At 42.2% G+C, this 15,543-nt stretch carries 14 protein-coding genes and 1 riboswitch; of the genes, 13 read left to right on the top strand and 1 reads right to left on the bottom strand.

Annotated elements, in window-relative coordinates; genetic code table 11:
- Nucleotides 1–81 precede the first annotated feature (81 nt).
- The 6 genes from CD004_RS18865 (at nucleotide 82) to CD004_RS18840 (ending at nucleotide 7,594) form a co-directional block, all read left to right on the top strand.
- Entirely contained in the window at nucleotides 82–1,245 is a 1,164-nt protein-coding gene (locus tag CD004_RS18865) for an iron-containing alcohol dehydrogenase (RefSeq protein WP_102264156.1), read from the top strand.
- 260 nt (nucleotides 1,246–1,505) lie between these two features.
- A riboswitch (cyclic di-GMP riboswitch) is annotated at nucleotides 1,506–1,598 on the top strand.
- A 138-nt stretch (nucleotides 1,599–1,736) separates the two neighbouring features.
- A complete protein-coding gene (locus tag CD004_RS18860) occupies nucleotides 1,737–3,137 on the top strand; it encodes an LPXTG cell wall anchor domain-containing protein (protein ID WP_102264155.1) in 1,401 nt (466 codons plus the stop codon).
- Nucleotides 3,138–3,192: 55 nt separating this feature from the next.
- Complete coding sequence (locus CD004_RS18855) at nucleotides 3,193–3,876, top strand: class D sortase (RefSeq protein ID WP_102264154.1); 684 nt, start codon at nucleotides 3,193–3,195, stop codon at nucleotides 3,874–3,876.
- Nucleotides 3,877–3,946: 70 nt separating this feature from the next.
- Nucleotides 3,947–5,374 (top strand): sodium/glutamate symporter, encoded by a 1,428-nt coding sequence (locus CD004_RS18850; RefSeq protein WP_102264153.1) that lies wholly within the window; start codon nucleotides 3,947–3,949, stop codon nucleotides 5,372–5,374.
- A 130-nt stretch (nucleotides 5,375–5,504) separates the two neighbouring features.
- The gene (locus tag CD004_RS18845; protein ID WP_102264152.1) at nucleotides 5,505–6,854 is read left to right on the top strand and encodes a glucose-6-phosphate isomerase; all 1,350 of its coding nucleotides are present in this window, start codon (nucleotides 5,505–5,507) and stop codon (nucleotides 6,852–6,854) included.
- A gap of 335 nt (nucleotides 6,855–7,189) precedes the next feature.
- The gene (locus CD004_RS18840; protein ID WP_102264151.1) at nucleotides 7,190–7,594 is read left to right on the top strand and encodes a YugN-like family protein; all 405 of its coding nucleotides are present in this window, start codon (nucleotides 7,190–7,192) and stop codon (nucleotides 7,592–7,594) included.
- Here CD004_RS18840 and CD004_RS18835 read toward each other — a convergent pair.
- Complete coding sequence (locus CD004_RS18835) at nucleotides 7,591–8,589, bottom strand: potassium channel family protein (protein ID WP_324782201.1); 999 nt, start codon at nucleotides 8,587–8,589, stop codon at nucleotides 7,591–7,593. The two genes, CD004_RS18840 and CD004_RS18835, sit on opposite strands and share 4 nt — an antisense overlap.
- 206 nt (nucleotides 8,590–8,795) lie before the next feature.
- On the opposite strand from CD004_RS18835, the gene CD004_RS18830 reads away from it, so the two are divergent.
- The 7 genes from CD004_RS18830 (at nucleotide 8,796) to CD004_RS18800 (ending at nucleotide 15,197) form a co-directional block, all read left to right on the top strand.
- The gene (locus CD004_RS18830; RefSeq protein WP_102264149.1) at nucleotides 8,796–9,002 is read left to right on the top strand and encodes a hypothetical protein; all 207 of its coding nucleotides are present in this window, start codon (nucleotides 8,796–8,798) and stop codon (nucleotides 9,000–9,002) included.
- Between the two features lie 116 nt (nucleotides 9,003–9,118).
- Nucleotides 9,119–9,709 carry an undecaprenyl phosphate transporter UptA gene (locus tag CD004_RS18825; RefSeq protein ID WP_102264148.1) on the top strand — a complete coding sequence of 197 codons (591 nt, stop codon included), beginning with the start codon at nucleotides 9,119–9,121 and terminating at the stop codon, nucleotides 9,707–9,709.
- Nucleotides 9,710–9,831: 122 nt separating this feature from the next.
- Nucleotides 9,832–11,376, top strand: coding sequence for a spore germination protein (locus CD004_RS18820; protein ID WP_226678746.1), 1,545 nt, complete (start codon nucleotides 9,832–9,834; stop codon nucleotides 11,374–11,376).
- Nucleotides 11,377–11,379: 3 nt separating this feature from the next.
- Nucleotides 11,380–12,489: a GerAB/ArcD/ProY family transporter gene (locus CD004_RS18815; RefSeq protein ID WP_102264147.1), complete on the top strand. Its 1,110-nt coding sequence runs from the start codon at nucleotides 11,380–11,382 to the stop codon at nucleotides 12,487–12,489.
- Nucleotides 12,464–13,717, top strand: a complete 1,254-nt coding sequence (locus CD004_RS18810) for a Ger(x)C family spore germination protein (protein ID WP_102264146.1) — start codon at nucleotides 12,464–12,466, stop codon at nucleotides 13,715–13,717. Before CD004_RS18815 ends, CD004_RS18810 begins: the two co-directional genes overlap by 26 nt.
- Nucleotides 13,718–13,988: 271 nt before the next feature.
- Nucleotides 13,989–14,876 (top strand): helix-turn-helix domain-containing protein, encoded by an 888-nt coding sequence (locus tag CD004_RS18805; RefSeq protein ID WP_102264145.1) that lies wholly within the window; start codon nucleotides 13,989–13,991, stop codon nucleotides 14,874–14,876.
- A 27-nt stretch (nucleotides 14,877–14,903) separates the two neighbouring features.
- The gene (locus CD004_RS18800) at nucleotides 14,904–15,197 is read left to right on the top strand and encodes a hypothetical protein (RefSeq protein ID WP_102264144.1); all 294 of its coding nucleotides are present in this window, start codon (nucleotides 14,904–14,906) and stop codon (nucleotides 15,195–15,197) included.
- Nucleotides 15,198–15,543 lie beyond the last annotated feature (346 nt).

Raw genomic sequence — 15,543 nt, 5'->3', positions numbered from 1 at the left:
ACATTGGAGAACATTAAGAAGTGTATTTTTTGCATTGCTTTTTAAAAAGGAACATAATTAGCCTTGAGGAAGGTGATATAAATGGATAACTTTACATTTTATAATCCAACTAAACTTATTTTTGGAAAAGGTCAGCTTGAGGAAATAAAGAATGAAGTCCCTCAGTATGGCAAGAAGGTTCTGCTTGTGTATGGAGGCGGCAGCATTAAGCGAAATGGGCTTTATGATTCCGTCATAAATTATTTAAAAGAAATCGGAGCTGAGGTATTCGAACTTTCGGGCGTTGAACCGAACCCTCGTCTGTCAACTGTTCATAAAGGTGTGAAAATCTGTAAGGAGGAAGGCATTGAATTCCTGCTCGCAGTCGGCGGAGGCAGTGTAATTGACTGCACGAAAGCTATCGCAGCAGGAGCAAAATACGATGGCGATGCATGGGATCTTGTCACTAAGAAGGCTTTTGCATCAGAAGCACTTCCATTTGGTACTGTATTGACATTGGCCGCTACAGGCTCTGAGATGAATGCTGGTTCCGTCATCACCAATTGGGAAACGAATGAAAAATATGGCTGGGGCAGCCCGGTGACGTTCCCTAAATTCTCAATTTTGGACCCTGTAAATACATTTACAGTTCCTAAGGACCAAACGATATACGGCATTGTTGACATGATGTCCCACGTATTCGAGCATTATTTCCATCTGACAGAGAACACTGAATTCCAGGACCGCATGGCTGAATCCTTGCTTTTGACTGTGATGGAAACAGCTCCAAAACTGCTTGAGGATCTAGAGAACTACGAGTATCGTGCAACGATTCTTTACTCAGGAACGATGGCATTGAACGGGATCCTTAACATGGGTTACCGTGGCGATTGGGCTACTCATAATATCGAGCACGCAGTATCGGCAGTGTATGATATCCCTCACGGAGGCGGGCTGGCCATCCTGTTCCCGAACTGGATGAAGCATAACCTTAAGGTGAAACCGGAACGCTTCAAGAAAATGGCTGTCAGAGTTTTCGGCGTAAATCCAGAAGGCAAGACAGACGAAGAAGCAGGTCTGGAAGGTATCGAAAAGCTGCGTGAATTCTGGAACAGCATCGGTGCACCATCACGACTTGCTGATTATGACATCGATGACAGCAAGCTGGAGGTAATGACAGATAAAGCGATGGTCAATGGAGAGTTTGGCAATTTTTCAAAACTGAAACGTAATGATGTACTTGAAATCTATCGTATGTCTTTATAAAAAGCTAAAGGACCTATGGGAATATTCCCTGGGTCCTTTGTCTTTCTATGGGTAAAAAATCTCATGGGATTTTTATGAAATATGCCTCCGTTGCACTGAAATAATCATCTTTTTCGGATAAAAAATGAAACAGCAGAAAAATTTACCAATATATTTTCTAGGTCTAAATGTTTAAGTTGCTGGTTAACTGTGGTAAGTCTCTAAATGTAAGACAATGGAGCAGCAGGAACAATTTACATAAAAATAGACATTAACACCAATCATGCTCACGGCAAACCTGATTGAAAGACAGGGACGCAAAGCAAGGAGTCTAAGGCTGTAGCTTTCCAGCTAAGATTGTCCTAGCTGCCATGAAATTAGAGATATTCTGGCTGTTGTTTTGTCTAGTAAAAAAGGATGAATACAAGGAAAAGGAGGCAAGAGCTCTTACGAAATAACTGAATATTCAGTTATTTTTGGTGCAAAATTTTATTCGAAAAGGGGTAGAAATTTTGAAAATTAAAAAGCGCTTATCCATCTTAGTTGCTTTCATGTTATTGTTTATGATTACTTTCCCGGTTACAGGTGCGTTTGCTGCGGAAAATAGTGAGCAAAAAACAAACTCTCAGCAAGAAAGTACTGTTAAACAAAAAAGCAGCAAAGTAACTGTAAAGACTACGGATCAAAATGAGGAGTCTAATGGTGATGCAAAAGCGGCATCTACGGAAAATGAAACAAATACTGAGGAAGATTCAGAAACTGAAACAACAGCTGACCAAACGGAAAGCAACTCTGAACAAGAAACAACAAATGAACCTGAAGCAGCTGAGAATAGTGACAATCAGGAAGACGTTGCTGAAGAAGAAAATAATACTTCAGGGGAAAATAATACTCAAGATGAAACTAATACAGAAGAAAATGATGCACCAGAAGGAGATAATGCTTCAGAAGGAGAGAATGCACCAGAAGGAGAGAATGCATCAGAAGAAGATAAAGATGCAGAAGAAAATAATGCTGCTGAAGAAAGCGGAAATGAGTCGACACCAGCTGATGGTACTGTACCAGGAGATGAAAATAAAAGCACGCAGATTCACCTGCACATCGACAAATGTGTCAATCCTCTTGAAACAGCCTTTGTTCAGGTTAATGATCAGTGGGAGGAAATGACGAATCCGGGTTCATCCCCTTTATATAAATCTTTTGATGATGGTGAATTCATAAAAGATGATGTTACGGCTTTCAAACTGATTTTTACAACAGGTGAAGAGCTTGTCATCCCAGTCAGTGAAGTAAGAGTAGGAGTGGAAGCAGAAGGCTCGGTTAATTATTGGCTGGATATTTGTGAACTTCCTGTAGAAGAACCATCTGAACCGGGTGATTCAGAGGATACTGATGAAACTGTGAACATACTATCAATGATTAGAATCTTGATAGACGACACTCCACGTCCAATTGAAAAAGTAACATTGGTAATGATGAGCGGCAAGAGAATTGATCTTGAAAGAATCAATGAACTATTTAGCCTCACTCTGACGGAAGAAATACAACTTGAATTGATTCGTGGCCTTGAGATTACCAGCAACGGTGAAACAAAATTAATTCTGCTTTCGCAAATCGAGTCCCTGGAAATTGTCGAAAGTGTGCTGACACTACAATTAAACTGGGATATGGAAGGTGAAATGGTAGAGGAAGACGCAGAAGAGGCGGAATCAGACGAGGATACTGATACGACAGCGCAAGGAAATAATTCAGGATCCGGAAATACATCTGATGGCACAACAACTAAACAGGTATGGAACGGTGAGGTCCTTCCTCAAACCGGTGAAAGCAGCAGGACAATGTTCTATGTACTTGGCTTCTTGATTGCAGCAGGAGGAGTCATGCTAAGATTCAGGAATCCATTGAGGAATTAAACTCGAGTTGGAGGGGAAGCGATTCCCCTCTTTTATTTTTATACGAGGTGAAGTTATGAGAAAAGCATTGTCGTTATTAATGATTCTTGCTGGTCTATCGATCTTCTTTTATCCAGCTGCAAACGATTACTACACTTCCTACAGTCAGGAGAAAATGATTGAAACGTGGGAGGACAGCAGTCAGGAGAATAAGGTGGCTGCCGAGAGTCTGAGGGAACTTGAGGAAGTATTCAGTATCGAAACACATGCAGAGAGCAGTGTGGATGAAGTTCCGCCAGCTGAAAAACAAGAGGCTGAAAAGCTGCTGGCCGAAAATAAAAAGGAGACAAAACAGAAACTGTCCGCCGGCATGGTCGGCGTAATTGAAATAGACAAGATTGGCGTTAAGCTGCCCCTGCTATATGGTGTATCGGATAAAAACCTGGATAAGGGTGCTGGACTCCTGCAGGGTACACCGGCTCCTGGAATGGCAGGGAACAGCGCAATTGCCGCCCACCGGAACAGAGCGTATGGAAGCATGTTCAACCGGCTTGATGAAGTTGGCAAAGGGGATATCGTGACGGTAAGAGATAAAAACAACACTTACCAATACGAAGTATATGAAACTTTAGTGGTGGAGCCTCATGAAACTTCTGTACTAAATGGCAGCCAGGATGAAAAGGTACTTACCCTTATTACATGCACACCAATTGATACGGCAACACACCGGTTGATTGTCAAAGCGAAAATCAAACCGTAAGACAATCTTTTGTTTTTGTCCATGATGAGAGGGTATGAGGTTAAAAGAAAAACTATCCTAGGAGGAGAAAATGGAATTTAACAGTGTTCTGCTTGCATTCGTTTTTATCGCAGTCTTGCTGGCTGCTGGGATGCTCCTGCGGATGACGATTCCTTTTTTCCAAAAGTATTTTATCCCTACCTCCCTTATTGCAGGTTTAATTGGATTGTTAATGAGTAAGGAAGCATTGGGAAAGCTGGGATCGATCATTCCTGGAGCCGGCTTTCTGGAAAATGGCGTATATACTGAAAAAGTGTACGATGTGATGCATTCGATTCCTGAAGTCACGATCACGATTATTTTTGCCTCGCTTTTTTTAGGTAAAAAAATACCCGGGTTCAAAAAGATATGGAAAATTGCCGGTCCTCAAGTTGCCTATGGCCAAACCGTATCATGGGGCCAGTATGTTGTCGGAATCCTTTTGGCGATTTTCGTTTTGAAGCCAGTATTCGACCTGCCTCCAATGGCAGGTGCGTTAATTGAAATCGGATTTGAAGGCGGGCCTGGAACAGCAGCCGGGATGAGAGGCACTTTTGAGGCGCTTGATTTTTCCGAAGGAGCCAGCATCGCGCTTGGACTGGCAACAGTCGGAATCCTATCTGGTGTGATCACAGGCATTATCATTGTCAATTGGGGTATCAGGAAAGGGATGGCGAAGGAAGCGAAGAAATCCTCCGAACTCTCTGACCGCGAACAAAAAGGTCTCTATCCAAAGGATGAAGAAAAACCGGCTGGAGAGTTATCAACAAGGTCGGAATCAATTGAATCGCTGACAGTCAACTTCCTCTTCATTTTTGTCGCAATCGGCGCAGGAATGCTTTTATTAAAGGGTCTGTTGTTCCTTGAAAATACCACCTGGGGTCCGGCTTACGATATAGAAATCATCAAGCATGTCCCATTATTTCCTATGGCCTTGCTTGGAGGAGTGGCAACTCAGCTTCTATATGACCGGTTCATCCCGTTTAAGCTTATTGATAAAAAGGTTCTGGCGCGGATTGAGGGGTTTTCCCTGGATGTCTTGATTGTTGCCTCGGTAACGACTTTATCTATTTCAGCGATCAGTGAGCATATCCTGCCTTTCTTGATACTTGCAGGAGCAGGGATTGCGTTGAATCTTGCTGCGTTTTTCTTCCTTGCAAAAAGGGTGATGCCCGATCACTGGTTTGAGAGAGCTGTGCTCGAATATGGACAATCCATGGGAATGACCACTACCGGTTTACTCTTGCTGCAAATAGTGGATCCAGAAAAAGAAACGCCTGCACTCAACGCGTTCGGCTATAAACAAATCATGTTTGAGCCTATAGTGGGGGGAGGCCTTTTCACTGCTGCCTCCATGCCGATCATCGCACAATTCGGCCCGGTTCCAGTTTTGATCGGGACAGGAATCCTGTTTGCTGGATGGTTGGCAATCGGTCTCTTTTACTTTGGAAAAAAGAACAAAGAGGGTGCCCGATTGTGATGAAAAAAACTTTTTAATAAGTTTACTTAAAATTTCACAATTGGGCACGCTTACATCTGAGAGTGTTTCTTGATTATTGGGATTCATTTCGATAAAGTGATAGAGAATATAAAATAATGGAGGATCAGACATGACACATGTTCGTTTTGATTACTCAAAGGCGCTAAGCTTTTTTGGTGAACACGAAGTTACATACTTAAGAGATTTTGTTAAAGTAGCCCATCATTCATTACATGAAAAGACTGGTGCAGGCAGCGACTTTCTAGGCTGGATCGATCTGCCTGTAGACTATGATAAAGAAGAATTCGCACGCATCCAGAAATCTGCGGAAAAGATTAAGAGTGATTCTGATGTCCTGCTTGTTGTAGGGATTGGCGGCTCTTATCTTGGTGCACGTGCTGCGCTTGAATTTTTACAGCACAGCTTCTATAACGCTCTTTCAAAAGAAAAGCGCAAGACACCGCAAATCATCTTTATCGGCAATAACATCAGTTCATCTTATATGACAGACGTTATGGACCTTTTAGAAGGAAAAGATTTCTCGATCAATGTTATCTCAAAATCTGGAACAACGACGGAGCCTGCAATCGCATTCCGTATTTTCCGCAAGCTTCTTGAAGAGAAGTATGGAGTGGAAGAAGCCCGCAAGCGCATTTATGCAACAACGGATAAAGCACGCGGTGCATTAAAAACTCTTGCTGACGAAGAAGGCTATGAATCATTCGTGATTCCTGATGATGTTGGCGGACGTTACTCTGTATTGACGGCTGTAGGTTTGCTGCCAATCGCTGTCAGTGGTTCAAATATCGAAGCCATGATGAAAGGTGCAGCACAGGCAAGAGAGGATTTCGGAAAGTCAGAGCTTGAAGAAAATCCTGCCTACCAGTACGCTGCAGTACGTAACGCGCTTTACAACAAAGGCAAAACAATTGAAATGCTGATCAACTATGAGCCATCCCTTCAGTACTTCTCTGAGTGGTGGAAGCAGCTATTCGGCGAAAGTGAAGGAAAAGATCAGAAGGGAATTTATCCTTCTTCAGCGAACTTCTCTACTGACCTTCACTCACTTGGACAGTATGTGCAGGAAGGCCGCCGTGACTTGTTTGAAACAATCATCAAGGTCGAGAAACCTCGCCATGAAATGACAATTGAAGAAGCTGCAAGCGACCTTGACGGCTTGAACTATCTTGCTGGCAAGACAGTTGACTTCGTAAACAACAAAGCATTCGAAGGAACAATGCTTGCGCATACTGATGGCGGCGTACCGAACCTGGTACTGACGATTCCACAGCTTGATGAGTATACATTCGGTTACCTGGTATACTTCTTCGAAAAAGCCTGCGCAATGAGCGGCTACCTGCTAGGTGTGAATCCATTCGACCAGCCAGGTGTTGAAGCATACAAAGTGAACATGTTCGCATTGCTCGGCAAACCAGGATTCGAAGAAAAGAAAGCTGAATTGGAAAAGCGCCTTAAATAATATCGAAAAAGGAGTAGCCGACACAAGCGGGTGCTCCTTTTTTGTGAGGTGATATTTTTTGGAACTGGAAAAAATCGCACGAAATTTCCAGTTCGCCAATAAATTTAGATTTTCGCCAATAAAGTAGTCAAAATCGCCAATAAAAATAAATTATCGCCAATAAAATTGTGAACTCCGCCAATAAAATTGTGAAAACCGCCAATAAACGTAAAACCCCAGCAATCATGGCCCGCATAAAGTTGGATTCCAAGCTAAATCCCCTCGTCCAGTGCTCATTAATTTGCTGCTTTTGGTTAAAACTAAGTAAAAACACACTGGAAAGGCGGAAACGACCATTGATTGAGATACAATCTGAGCTAGAGGGCAAACATTTTGATCTTTTTAAACTGGAGCAGATGCTGAAACCGTTGGGATATTCAATCGGAGGAAACTGGGATTACGACCATGGTGCGTTTGATTATAAAATAGATGACGAAGTTGGGTACCAATTTTTGAGGCTCCCATTTAAGGCGATTGATGGGCAGCTTGATTCGAAGGGCTGTACTGTTCAATTTGAGCGCCCTTTCCTGCTTTCCCATAAATACCAGCGTGGAATCGATGACCATGCGGAGATTGGGAATGCCAGCGCATCCTTCAACCAGTTCCAGGAACCAGTCGATAAGGATGCGAGCTTTCCGGAGAAGTACATCGAAGTAGGTCGTTCGCTTGTCCGCGAAGTAGAATCTGCTTTGTTGCATTAATCGTCATTTAATATCGCGAGTAACTGATCATCGTATTTAATTTTGATATTGTTTTTGGGGTTGACGATCACGTCATCCCCTCTTTTACGTCCAATCAATATAACATTCCGCTCCTTCAGCAAAAATCGGCTAGCATCCTGAAAATTCTTGTCAATCAATGAAGCTTCAGCCTCAATATAAGTCAAGCGTTTTCCGTTCAATTCGCCAAGCAAATCCAATAAAGGGTTCACGACCTCCGCGGAGGCAATGCTGTTTAACAGGACGGCACTGGTCAGAGCGTTTGCAGGGATCAGTTCATCAGCTCCCGCTCTCCTCGCATTATTGATCTGTTCGCCTGTTTGGATTTCTGCGATGCATCGGATGTCCGGGTTCAAGCCTTTGATCGCTAGCAGCGTGAGAATTGTATTCATATCGGCCTGCAGCTCATCAAGGTTTTGGTCTGATGTAATAATTACTTTCCTGGCTGTTGTGATACCGGCACTCAATAAGGTATCATCCTTGTTCGCGCGGCCTCTGATGAAATGGACATTGTCGTCCTTAATGGGGTTTGACCCCAGTGTATCGTCTACCAATATGATGGTTTCATCCGCCTCTATGAGAGAGCGGATAACTGAGCGAGATCTCTCGTTCCAACCAATGATGATAATATGGCTACTTCCTCTAAAGCCTACCTTTCCTTCAGCATATGCATTTTGTTTGGTGACTGTCGCAGCAGATAGGTGGATGAAATAGGATGATAAAAATCCTGTGCCAATCAGCAGAAGCAGGATGGCTGTTATTCGTCCCCACGTAGTAACGGGATAGAAATCTCCGAACCCAACTGTTGATGCCGTAATGATCGCCCACCAAACTCCATCAAAGATAGTCGGAAAGCTTTTCGGTTCTACAAAATGAATGACTACGCCAAACAAAGAAATCATCATCGCGGCAATCATCAGGATCCTCAACAAAATCGGAAGTTTTACGAAACGCATATATAATTGATTAGTCATCATAGTCCCCCTCTAATTTCTTTCTTTATGTATGAAAACAATATTTACTTTTCCCTTGTTTTTCTATTCAAAAACAGGCTCAGGCAAATTTATGTAATTCTATTTTCGTCGAGCATTTTCTTTTTTACACAATAAATAAGGAATTGTTCATTAGCCCGTACCTGTTTTCTGCACATACATATGCTGGATAGTAAAGGAGGGATGATGATATGTCATTCAACTGGGGTTCTAATGTCTTGCTTTTTCTTGCTTGCATGCTCTCAGGTTGGGTACTGATTGAATTCGGGCCGTTGCTGCTGACCCTTGCAGGAATGGGCATTTTCGGTATTATTGGAGTAATTGTCATTGTGCTTTTTGCTTTCGTCATTATCTTTATTGGCTTAAGAGTATTATTCAGAGGCGGTTGGCGCAGCTGACGTTTCTTTTAAAAGAACCTGTCAAATTGGGCAGGTTCTTTTTCTTGTCTAAAGAGAGATAAACTTGGACATTCATAAATATATTTTTAAGAGTGAAAGGAATTGGAGTGGTGCACATGCAAGAATTTATCATGGCTGTTTTGGACTGGCTGTCGGGCCTTGGTTATATTGGAATTGCTATTGGATTGATGCTTGAGGTCATCCCGAGTGAAATTGTCCTTGGCTATGGCGGGTATATGATTTCAGAGGGGACCATCGGTTTTACCGGTGCGGTTGTTGCTGGGACGATCGGCGGGACAATTGCGCAGCTGTTCCTCTATTGGCTTGGCTATTTTGGCGGCCGACCGATGCTGGAGAAATACGGGAAGTACTTATTGATCAACAAGCACCATCTGGAAGTATCGGAAAAATGGTTCAACCAATATGGTTCAGGGGTCATTTTCTCGGCAAGGTTCATTCCAGTGGTCAGGCATGCAATTTCGATACCTGCGGGAATTGCGGGCATGTCAGCCATTAAGTTCACGCTATATACCATCGCCGCAATGATTCCCTGGACAGTGTTTTTCCTTTATCTAGGCATCGTGCTCGGAGAAAATTGGTCAGAAATCAAGGACATTGCCAAGCCGTTCATCATCCCAATCAGCATCATTGCGTTTGGGGGAGGTGCAATCTACATACTGGCAGCACGAAAACAAAAGAACATATAAAAAACTCAGGATATGTAGCTCAGGATATTTCCTGAGCTTTTTATATGACCAAAACTCATAAAACATAGCAGCTTAGTAAAAGTTAAGAAAAGGAAAAGCAACTGGCAGGGAGTAGATGCAATTTGTTAAAGGAAATGCTCAGGCTGCTCAACAAACAGCAAAAACAACCTGCTCCCTCGGCAGAAAAGCTGACAGGGGAGCAGGATGACCTGAAGGATCGGAAGTTTTCACGAAATCTTGAAGACAATTTGTCTGTGATCAAAAAGCTCTATAGCATTCCTGACAACAAGGACGTAAAATTGCGGGAATTGCATCTGGAGGGCTTCGGTAAAAATGCAGCCCTTATATTCATCAGCACAATATCAGATGTTAAGAGTATAGAAGAAAACATCCTCAAGCCTTTAACGGAAAATACCTCGGCAAATAAAAAGGTTAAGGATGTTGTTTCCATCCAGATGGTCCATGAAATTGAGATTTTCAAGGATGCTGTCAAGGATGTGAATAAAGGGAATGCCCTGCTGATATTGGATGGTGAAGCAAAAGGATATATTCTTGATTGTCCGGATTTCCAGAGCAGGGCAATTGAAAAACCCGAAAGTGAAATTTTAATCAAAGGACCGAAAGAGGCTTTCAATGAAAAAGTAGTGGCAAATATCTCACTGCTAAGAAAGAAAATAAAGAATGAGAACCTGATTGTCGAAGTGATCGAAGTATCGCAGCGCTCGCATAATGATGTGTACATTCTTTATATTCGCGGCCTTGCCAATGAGAAGCTGGTGGACAATATCAAGGAGCGATTGGGCAGTCTTGAGGTTAATGCCCTTCAGAACCTTTCGTTGCTGGAGGAATACATAGAGGAGCGGAATTACTCCCTGTTCCCGAGCGTATTGACAACGGAACGACCTGATCGGGCAGCCTCTTTCCTTGAAGATGGTTATATTGCTTTGCTTATGGATAACTCACCTGACAGCATGGTCCTGCCGGCAACATTCTGGTCATTTTTCCATAGTCCGGAAGATCACTACTTGAGAATCCATTATGGGAATTTTACTAGAGCCTTAAGAATGGTTGCACTTTTCATTACGCTTTTCACTTCGGCCATCTATATTGCAATAACTACCTTTCATGCCGAAATGATTCCACCGGACTTACTGCTGGCGATTGCCTCTTCCCGTGAGAAAGTGCCCTTCCCTGCAGTAATTGAAATTTTGATAATGGAAGCTGCTTTTGAGCTGATTCGGGAAGCGGGACTGCGTGTGCCCAGTCCGATCGGTCCGACGATCGGCATCGTAGGGGCGCTGATTCTTGGACAGGCTGCCGTTGAGGCGAATATCATTTCTCCAATTGTCATCATTGTGGTGGCACTAGGCGGTCTGAGTTCCTTTGCTGTTGCGGATTTAAGCCTAAACTTCGCTGTTAGGCTCATCCGTTTTGCTTTTATCATGAGTGCAGCATTATTTGGGATCTATGGGATGACAGCATTTTTTGCTGCTGGTATTTTTTATTTGGTGTCACTCAAATCTTTTGGTGTTCCATACTTAGCACCGCTGTCTCCAAGTTATAAATCGTCCAAGGATACTATTTTTCGGCGGCTTGTGAAAAATGAAAAACTCCGGCCTGGATTTTTGAAAACCTCTGATTTACAAAAAAAAAGCGATGGGGCATAAGCAATGAAACAAAACGAGGGGAAAATTGGGATAAAAGAATATGTTGCAATCATTTCCTTAGCAATTGGCACCAAGCTTAGTGACGATACTCCCACAATTATATTTGAAAATGCAAGAAACGCCGGATGGATAGTCGTATTGCTGATGGGATTGATGGCGTTTATTCCGGTTATTCTGTTGATTAAAGTTTTTTCAGCTCATAAAGGCAAGGATTTGCATGAGGTCATCATCCATATATTTGGAAGATTTTTCGGGACAATCATATCAATTCTTCTCCTGGTGGCAGGAGTTGCTTCCATTATCGCTGATACAGGAATATACGTTGATATAATCGGAACCATGTACTTTACCAAAACTCCTCCTAGTATCATTTATGTCATGTTGATGCTGGTCTGCGCCTATGGAGCCAAGAGGGGAATTGAGCAGATTGGAACTGTGGCTTGGGTTTTGCTGCCATATTTAAAGATCACTTTGTTCATAGCGATACTAGTCAGTCTTAATGCTGGCCACTTTGATTATATTTTTCCGATTTTGGGCGAAGGCAGTATGGAGATTCTTAAGGCCTCTGCCAAAAATGTATCAATCTTTTCGGATTTATTTTTTATTGGGTTGATTGCTCCGCTGGTAACATCTTTCAAGGATTTTAAAAAAGGCACGCTGTTGGGTTTGGTTTTGGTCACACTGGAAATCAGTCTGGCAATGGTCACATTTGTGATGATTTTTGATTACACAACGGCCGAGATGCTAAGTTACCCTTTCCATGAAACAATCAGGTATATCCAGATTGGCTTCCTGCAAAATGTAGAAACCTTATTCTTCCCATTTTGGCTGGTGGCTACTTTTATAAGGTTTTCTTTTTATTTGTATATCAGTGCGGTACTTCTGGCAGGAATCCTGAAAATTAATGAATTTGAATATCTGATACCGTTAATAACGACACTGATCATTTTAATTGGTATTGCACCAGACAGCCCATCAATCGTACTTTTTAATATGAGGCAAAACCTATTGATGCTGATCAGTCCGGTATTTTTATTCCTGCCGCCGCTAATGTGGCTAATCGCGAAGATACGGGGAGATTTTAAAAATGGGACAGTTCAAGAAACTAACTAAAATCTCTATTATGACCTTCATCATCCTTTCTTTGACAGGCTGTTGGGATAAGAAGGAACTTGACCAAAAAGCTTATGTGATTGGTATTGGTCTTGATACACATGAGAAAGAAGGAAAAATAAAGGTGACGTACTTAGTCGCCAATCCTGAGGTGGGTTCGCAGCAATCGGGAGGCGGGTCAACTGAATCTCCGGAGGAAATCATTTCGCTAGTGGCCGATGATTTCATCAGTTCGCGGAATACAGCGAATACAGTCATCTCAAAGGAAATCTCTTATGACTTGTTAAATGTCATCATTGTATCGGAGGAGTTAGCCAGGAAACCTGATTTTATCAGAGTGATCTACTCTGCAACGAAAGACAGGGAAATCAAAAGGACCACGGAATTGGTCATAACAAAAGAAAGAGCCGAAAAATTCATATTAAACAATAACCCATTTCTTGAGACCAGGCCTCATAAATTTTTTGAGTTCATGATCAGCAGGGGTGAAGAGACAGGAATGATTCCTAACACCGATTTAAATGGTTTTTTCCAGGTGGCAGAAAGTGACGCAGATTTATTCCTGGGAATTTATGCTTCAACTGAAAAGGAAAAAGATAAAGACATCGCTTCTGATGATGATTTCATGGCGGGGGAAGTCCGATTTGGCGGAAAAACGAATGACACACAATTCAGTGGATCTGCTGTTTTTAAAGAAGGAATAATGATTGGCAAAATCACAGGAGAAGAAACACGAATATCATCCTTACTGGACAACACATGGGAAGTAGCAGACTTTATGACCACATTCAAGGATCCATTTGATGAGCGGTATCGGATCTCTGCAAGAGTCATCAAACAAAGAAAGAACAGATATGACTTCAAGCAGCGAAACGGTAAAGCGATTGTTGATATAAGGGTTCCAGTTTATATTGAAATACTCAGTGATCCGAGTATGGTCAATTATGCCAAAAACAAAGAAAAAGTAGATGAATTGAAGAAGTCGATGAAAAAAACAATGGAAGAACATCTAACACAATACATTAAATATACTCAGGAAGAACTCAAAGGTGATACTTTCCATTTATCTGTTCCGATAAGGAAGTGGTTTTGGACACTACAGGAATTCAGGGATTTCGACTGGATGAAATCCTATCCCGATGCTGAAATCAATGTGAATGTCGATATCCGATTTGGCGAGTTTGGCCGGCAGACTAAGCTTCCTCAGCTTGAAGAAGTGAGGGATTGAGATGATCTTTTGGATTTGGGGAGGGGTGCTTTTGGTATTTTTGTACTCCCTCGCCTTCGCAGTCACCATATGGAAGCAAAAAAACAGGGCAGGAGCGATTGTAGTTGGCCTTCTTTCCTTTGCTGTGTTAATTCTGCCTTATTTTACATATTTAAAATAAACACTGGATTGGGAAATAGAAATTTTGGATTCGGGTACTCTCTTCCGATTTTTAAAAGTTATAAACATTGTGATAATATAAATGTAATTAATATTAAATGGGGTGTAGGGGATGAGCCTGGTTGGATATAACTTCGGGAAAATTCTTAGGTCTTCTAGGGTTTTTAAAGGTTTGACTGAGCCGCAATTGGCTGAAGGAATCTGTTCTGAAGAGGATATCATTCGATTTGAAAAAGAAGAGAAATATCCAACAATCGATCAATTATCGAAAATCGCTTCAAAGCTTGAAGTAGAGCTCAATCATTTTTTCGATATCGCTTCTACTGAAACTTACAATTACGCAATCGCGGTTACGGAGATAATAAAAAAGTATAAAAGAGAGCGGGACTATGCCGCAATCAATGAGATCATCCAGAAGGAACAGGATAATCCGCTGTTCAAACATACATCATTCAATCAATTCTTGGTATGGCACCAGGGAATATGCAGCTATTACCTTGAGGGAGATAGACAGAAATCCCTTGGCTTACTAGGCCAGGCATTGGGCATGACCCATCAGGAACCGAATGCAATGACAGAGCGTGAAATTGAGATTCTGACCAGCATGGCGATCATTGAAAAGGATAGCGGGAACCTGGATAATGCTGTCGAGCTTTTTCAAAAAGCCCTGAACCAATTGACAGAGCTTCCACAAGTTCAGGATTCAAGAATCTGGCTAAGGATTCTCTATGGTCTTGCCCAGGCACTGTCAAAGCTTGAGAGATATGAAGAATCCCTCATCTATTCCAGCAAAGGGATCGACAATTGTATATATGAAGAAAACATGTATTTATTTGGAGAACTTTGTTACCAAACAGGCATGAATTACATTAAATTGGGTAAAGAAAACAAAGGTAAGGAATATCTTGAAAAAGCAGTCACGATTTTCAAGCTGCAGAAGAATGAGAAGTTTGCTAGTTTAGTAATGGATGAAATGGAAAAATTATTGAAGTATTGCTGATTGTTTTACCCAGGTAGGAGGTATAAAATGAAAAGAATATTAATCTTGCCACTTATAGCAGCTTTTGTTGCAGGTGTGTTGTGCTGGAATTCCTTTGATAAGAACCTGGGCGACCTGCCATCCCAGCATTCGCAGAACGGCACAACCATAGCCGACCTGCCATCCCAGCACTCGCAGAATGGCACAATCATAGCCGATCTGCCGTCCCAGCACTCACAAGATGGCACAATCATAGCCGATCTGCCGTCCCAGCACTCACAAGATGGCACAATCATAGCTGACTTGCCATCCCAGCATGAACATAATAAAGTATTAGTTTAAGGAAACTTTTGAGACAGCCTGGACCGATTTGGTTAGGTTGTTTTTTATTGTGTATATAAATTATAAGATGATTTCGTTGTGGTTAGTTATATGGGTTTTCTTAATCCAGCTCCAGCGCCTAGCCCCTCGAGTCGCTTCGGTCCGCCCAATGAAGTCAAAGAACGACTTCACCGGTCGTCCCTCCAGCGCTTGTCGGGGCTGAACGAGGCGCTTGCGCTTTTTGTTCCGCAATTCTTTTTCTTTATGTTTTCTGCAACATCTTAAGTTAAAATAGATTCAGTACATAGAAAAAGGTTCTGGATTTTATCCAGAACCCTTCTTGCTAGTCGAATGAAATGCTGGAGTT

The organism is Mesobacillus jeotgali (genome assembly GCF_002874535.1).
In the GTDB taxonomy this organism is placed as follows: Bacteria; Bacillota; Bacilli; order Bacillales; family Cytobacillaceae; genus Mesobacillus; species Mesobacillus jeotgali.
This window is presented reverse-complemented; position numbering and strand designations above follow the sequence as displayed.

Bases quoted from the DNA above. Each gene is read 5' to 3' on its own strand.
- CD004_RS18845 (WP_102264152.1), top strand. From the start codon at position 5,505: ATGACACATGTTCGTTTTGATTACTCAAAGGCGCTAAGCTTTTTTGGT.
- CD004_RS18800 (WP_102264144.1), top strand. From the start codon at position 14,904: ATGAAAAGAATATTAATCTTGCCACTTATAGCAGCTTTTGTTGCAGGT.
- CD004_RS18865 (WP_102264156.1), top strand. From the start codon at position 82: ATGGATAACTTTACATTTTATAATCCAACTAAACTTATTTTTGGAAAA.
- CD004_RS18825 (WP_102264148.1), top strand. From the start codon at position 9,119: ATGCAAGAATTTATCATGGCTGTTTTGGACTGGCTGTCGGGCCTTGGT.
- CD004_RS18810 (WP_102264146.1), top strand. From the start codon at position 12,464: ATGGGACAGTTCAAGAAACTAACTAAAATCTCTATTATGACCTTCATC.
- CD004_RS18830 (WP_102264149.1), top strand. From the start codon at position 8,796: ATGTCATTCAACTGGGGTTCTAATGTCTTGCTTTTTCTTGCTTGCATG.
- CD004_RS18815 (WP_102264147.1), top strand. From the start codon at position 11,380: ATGAAACAAAACGAGGGGAAAATTGGGATAAAAGAATATGTTGCAATC.
- CD004_RS18835 (WP_324782201.1), bottom strand. From the start codon at position 8,589: ATGATGACTAATCAATTATATATGCGTTTCGTAAAACTTCCGATTTTG.
- CD004_RS18805 (WP_102264145.1), top strand. From the start codon at position 13,989: ATGAGCCTGGTTGGATATAACTTCGGGAAAATTCTTAGGTCTTCTAGG.
- CD004_RS18850 (WP_102264153.1), top strand. From the start codon at position 3,947: ATGGAATTTAACAGTGTTCTGCTTGCATTCGTTTTTATCGCAGTCTTG.
- CD004_RS18855 (WP_102264154.1), top strand. From the start codon at position 3,193: ATGAGAAAAGCATTGTCGTTATTAATGATTCTTGCTGGTCTATCGATC.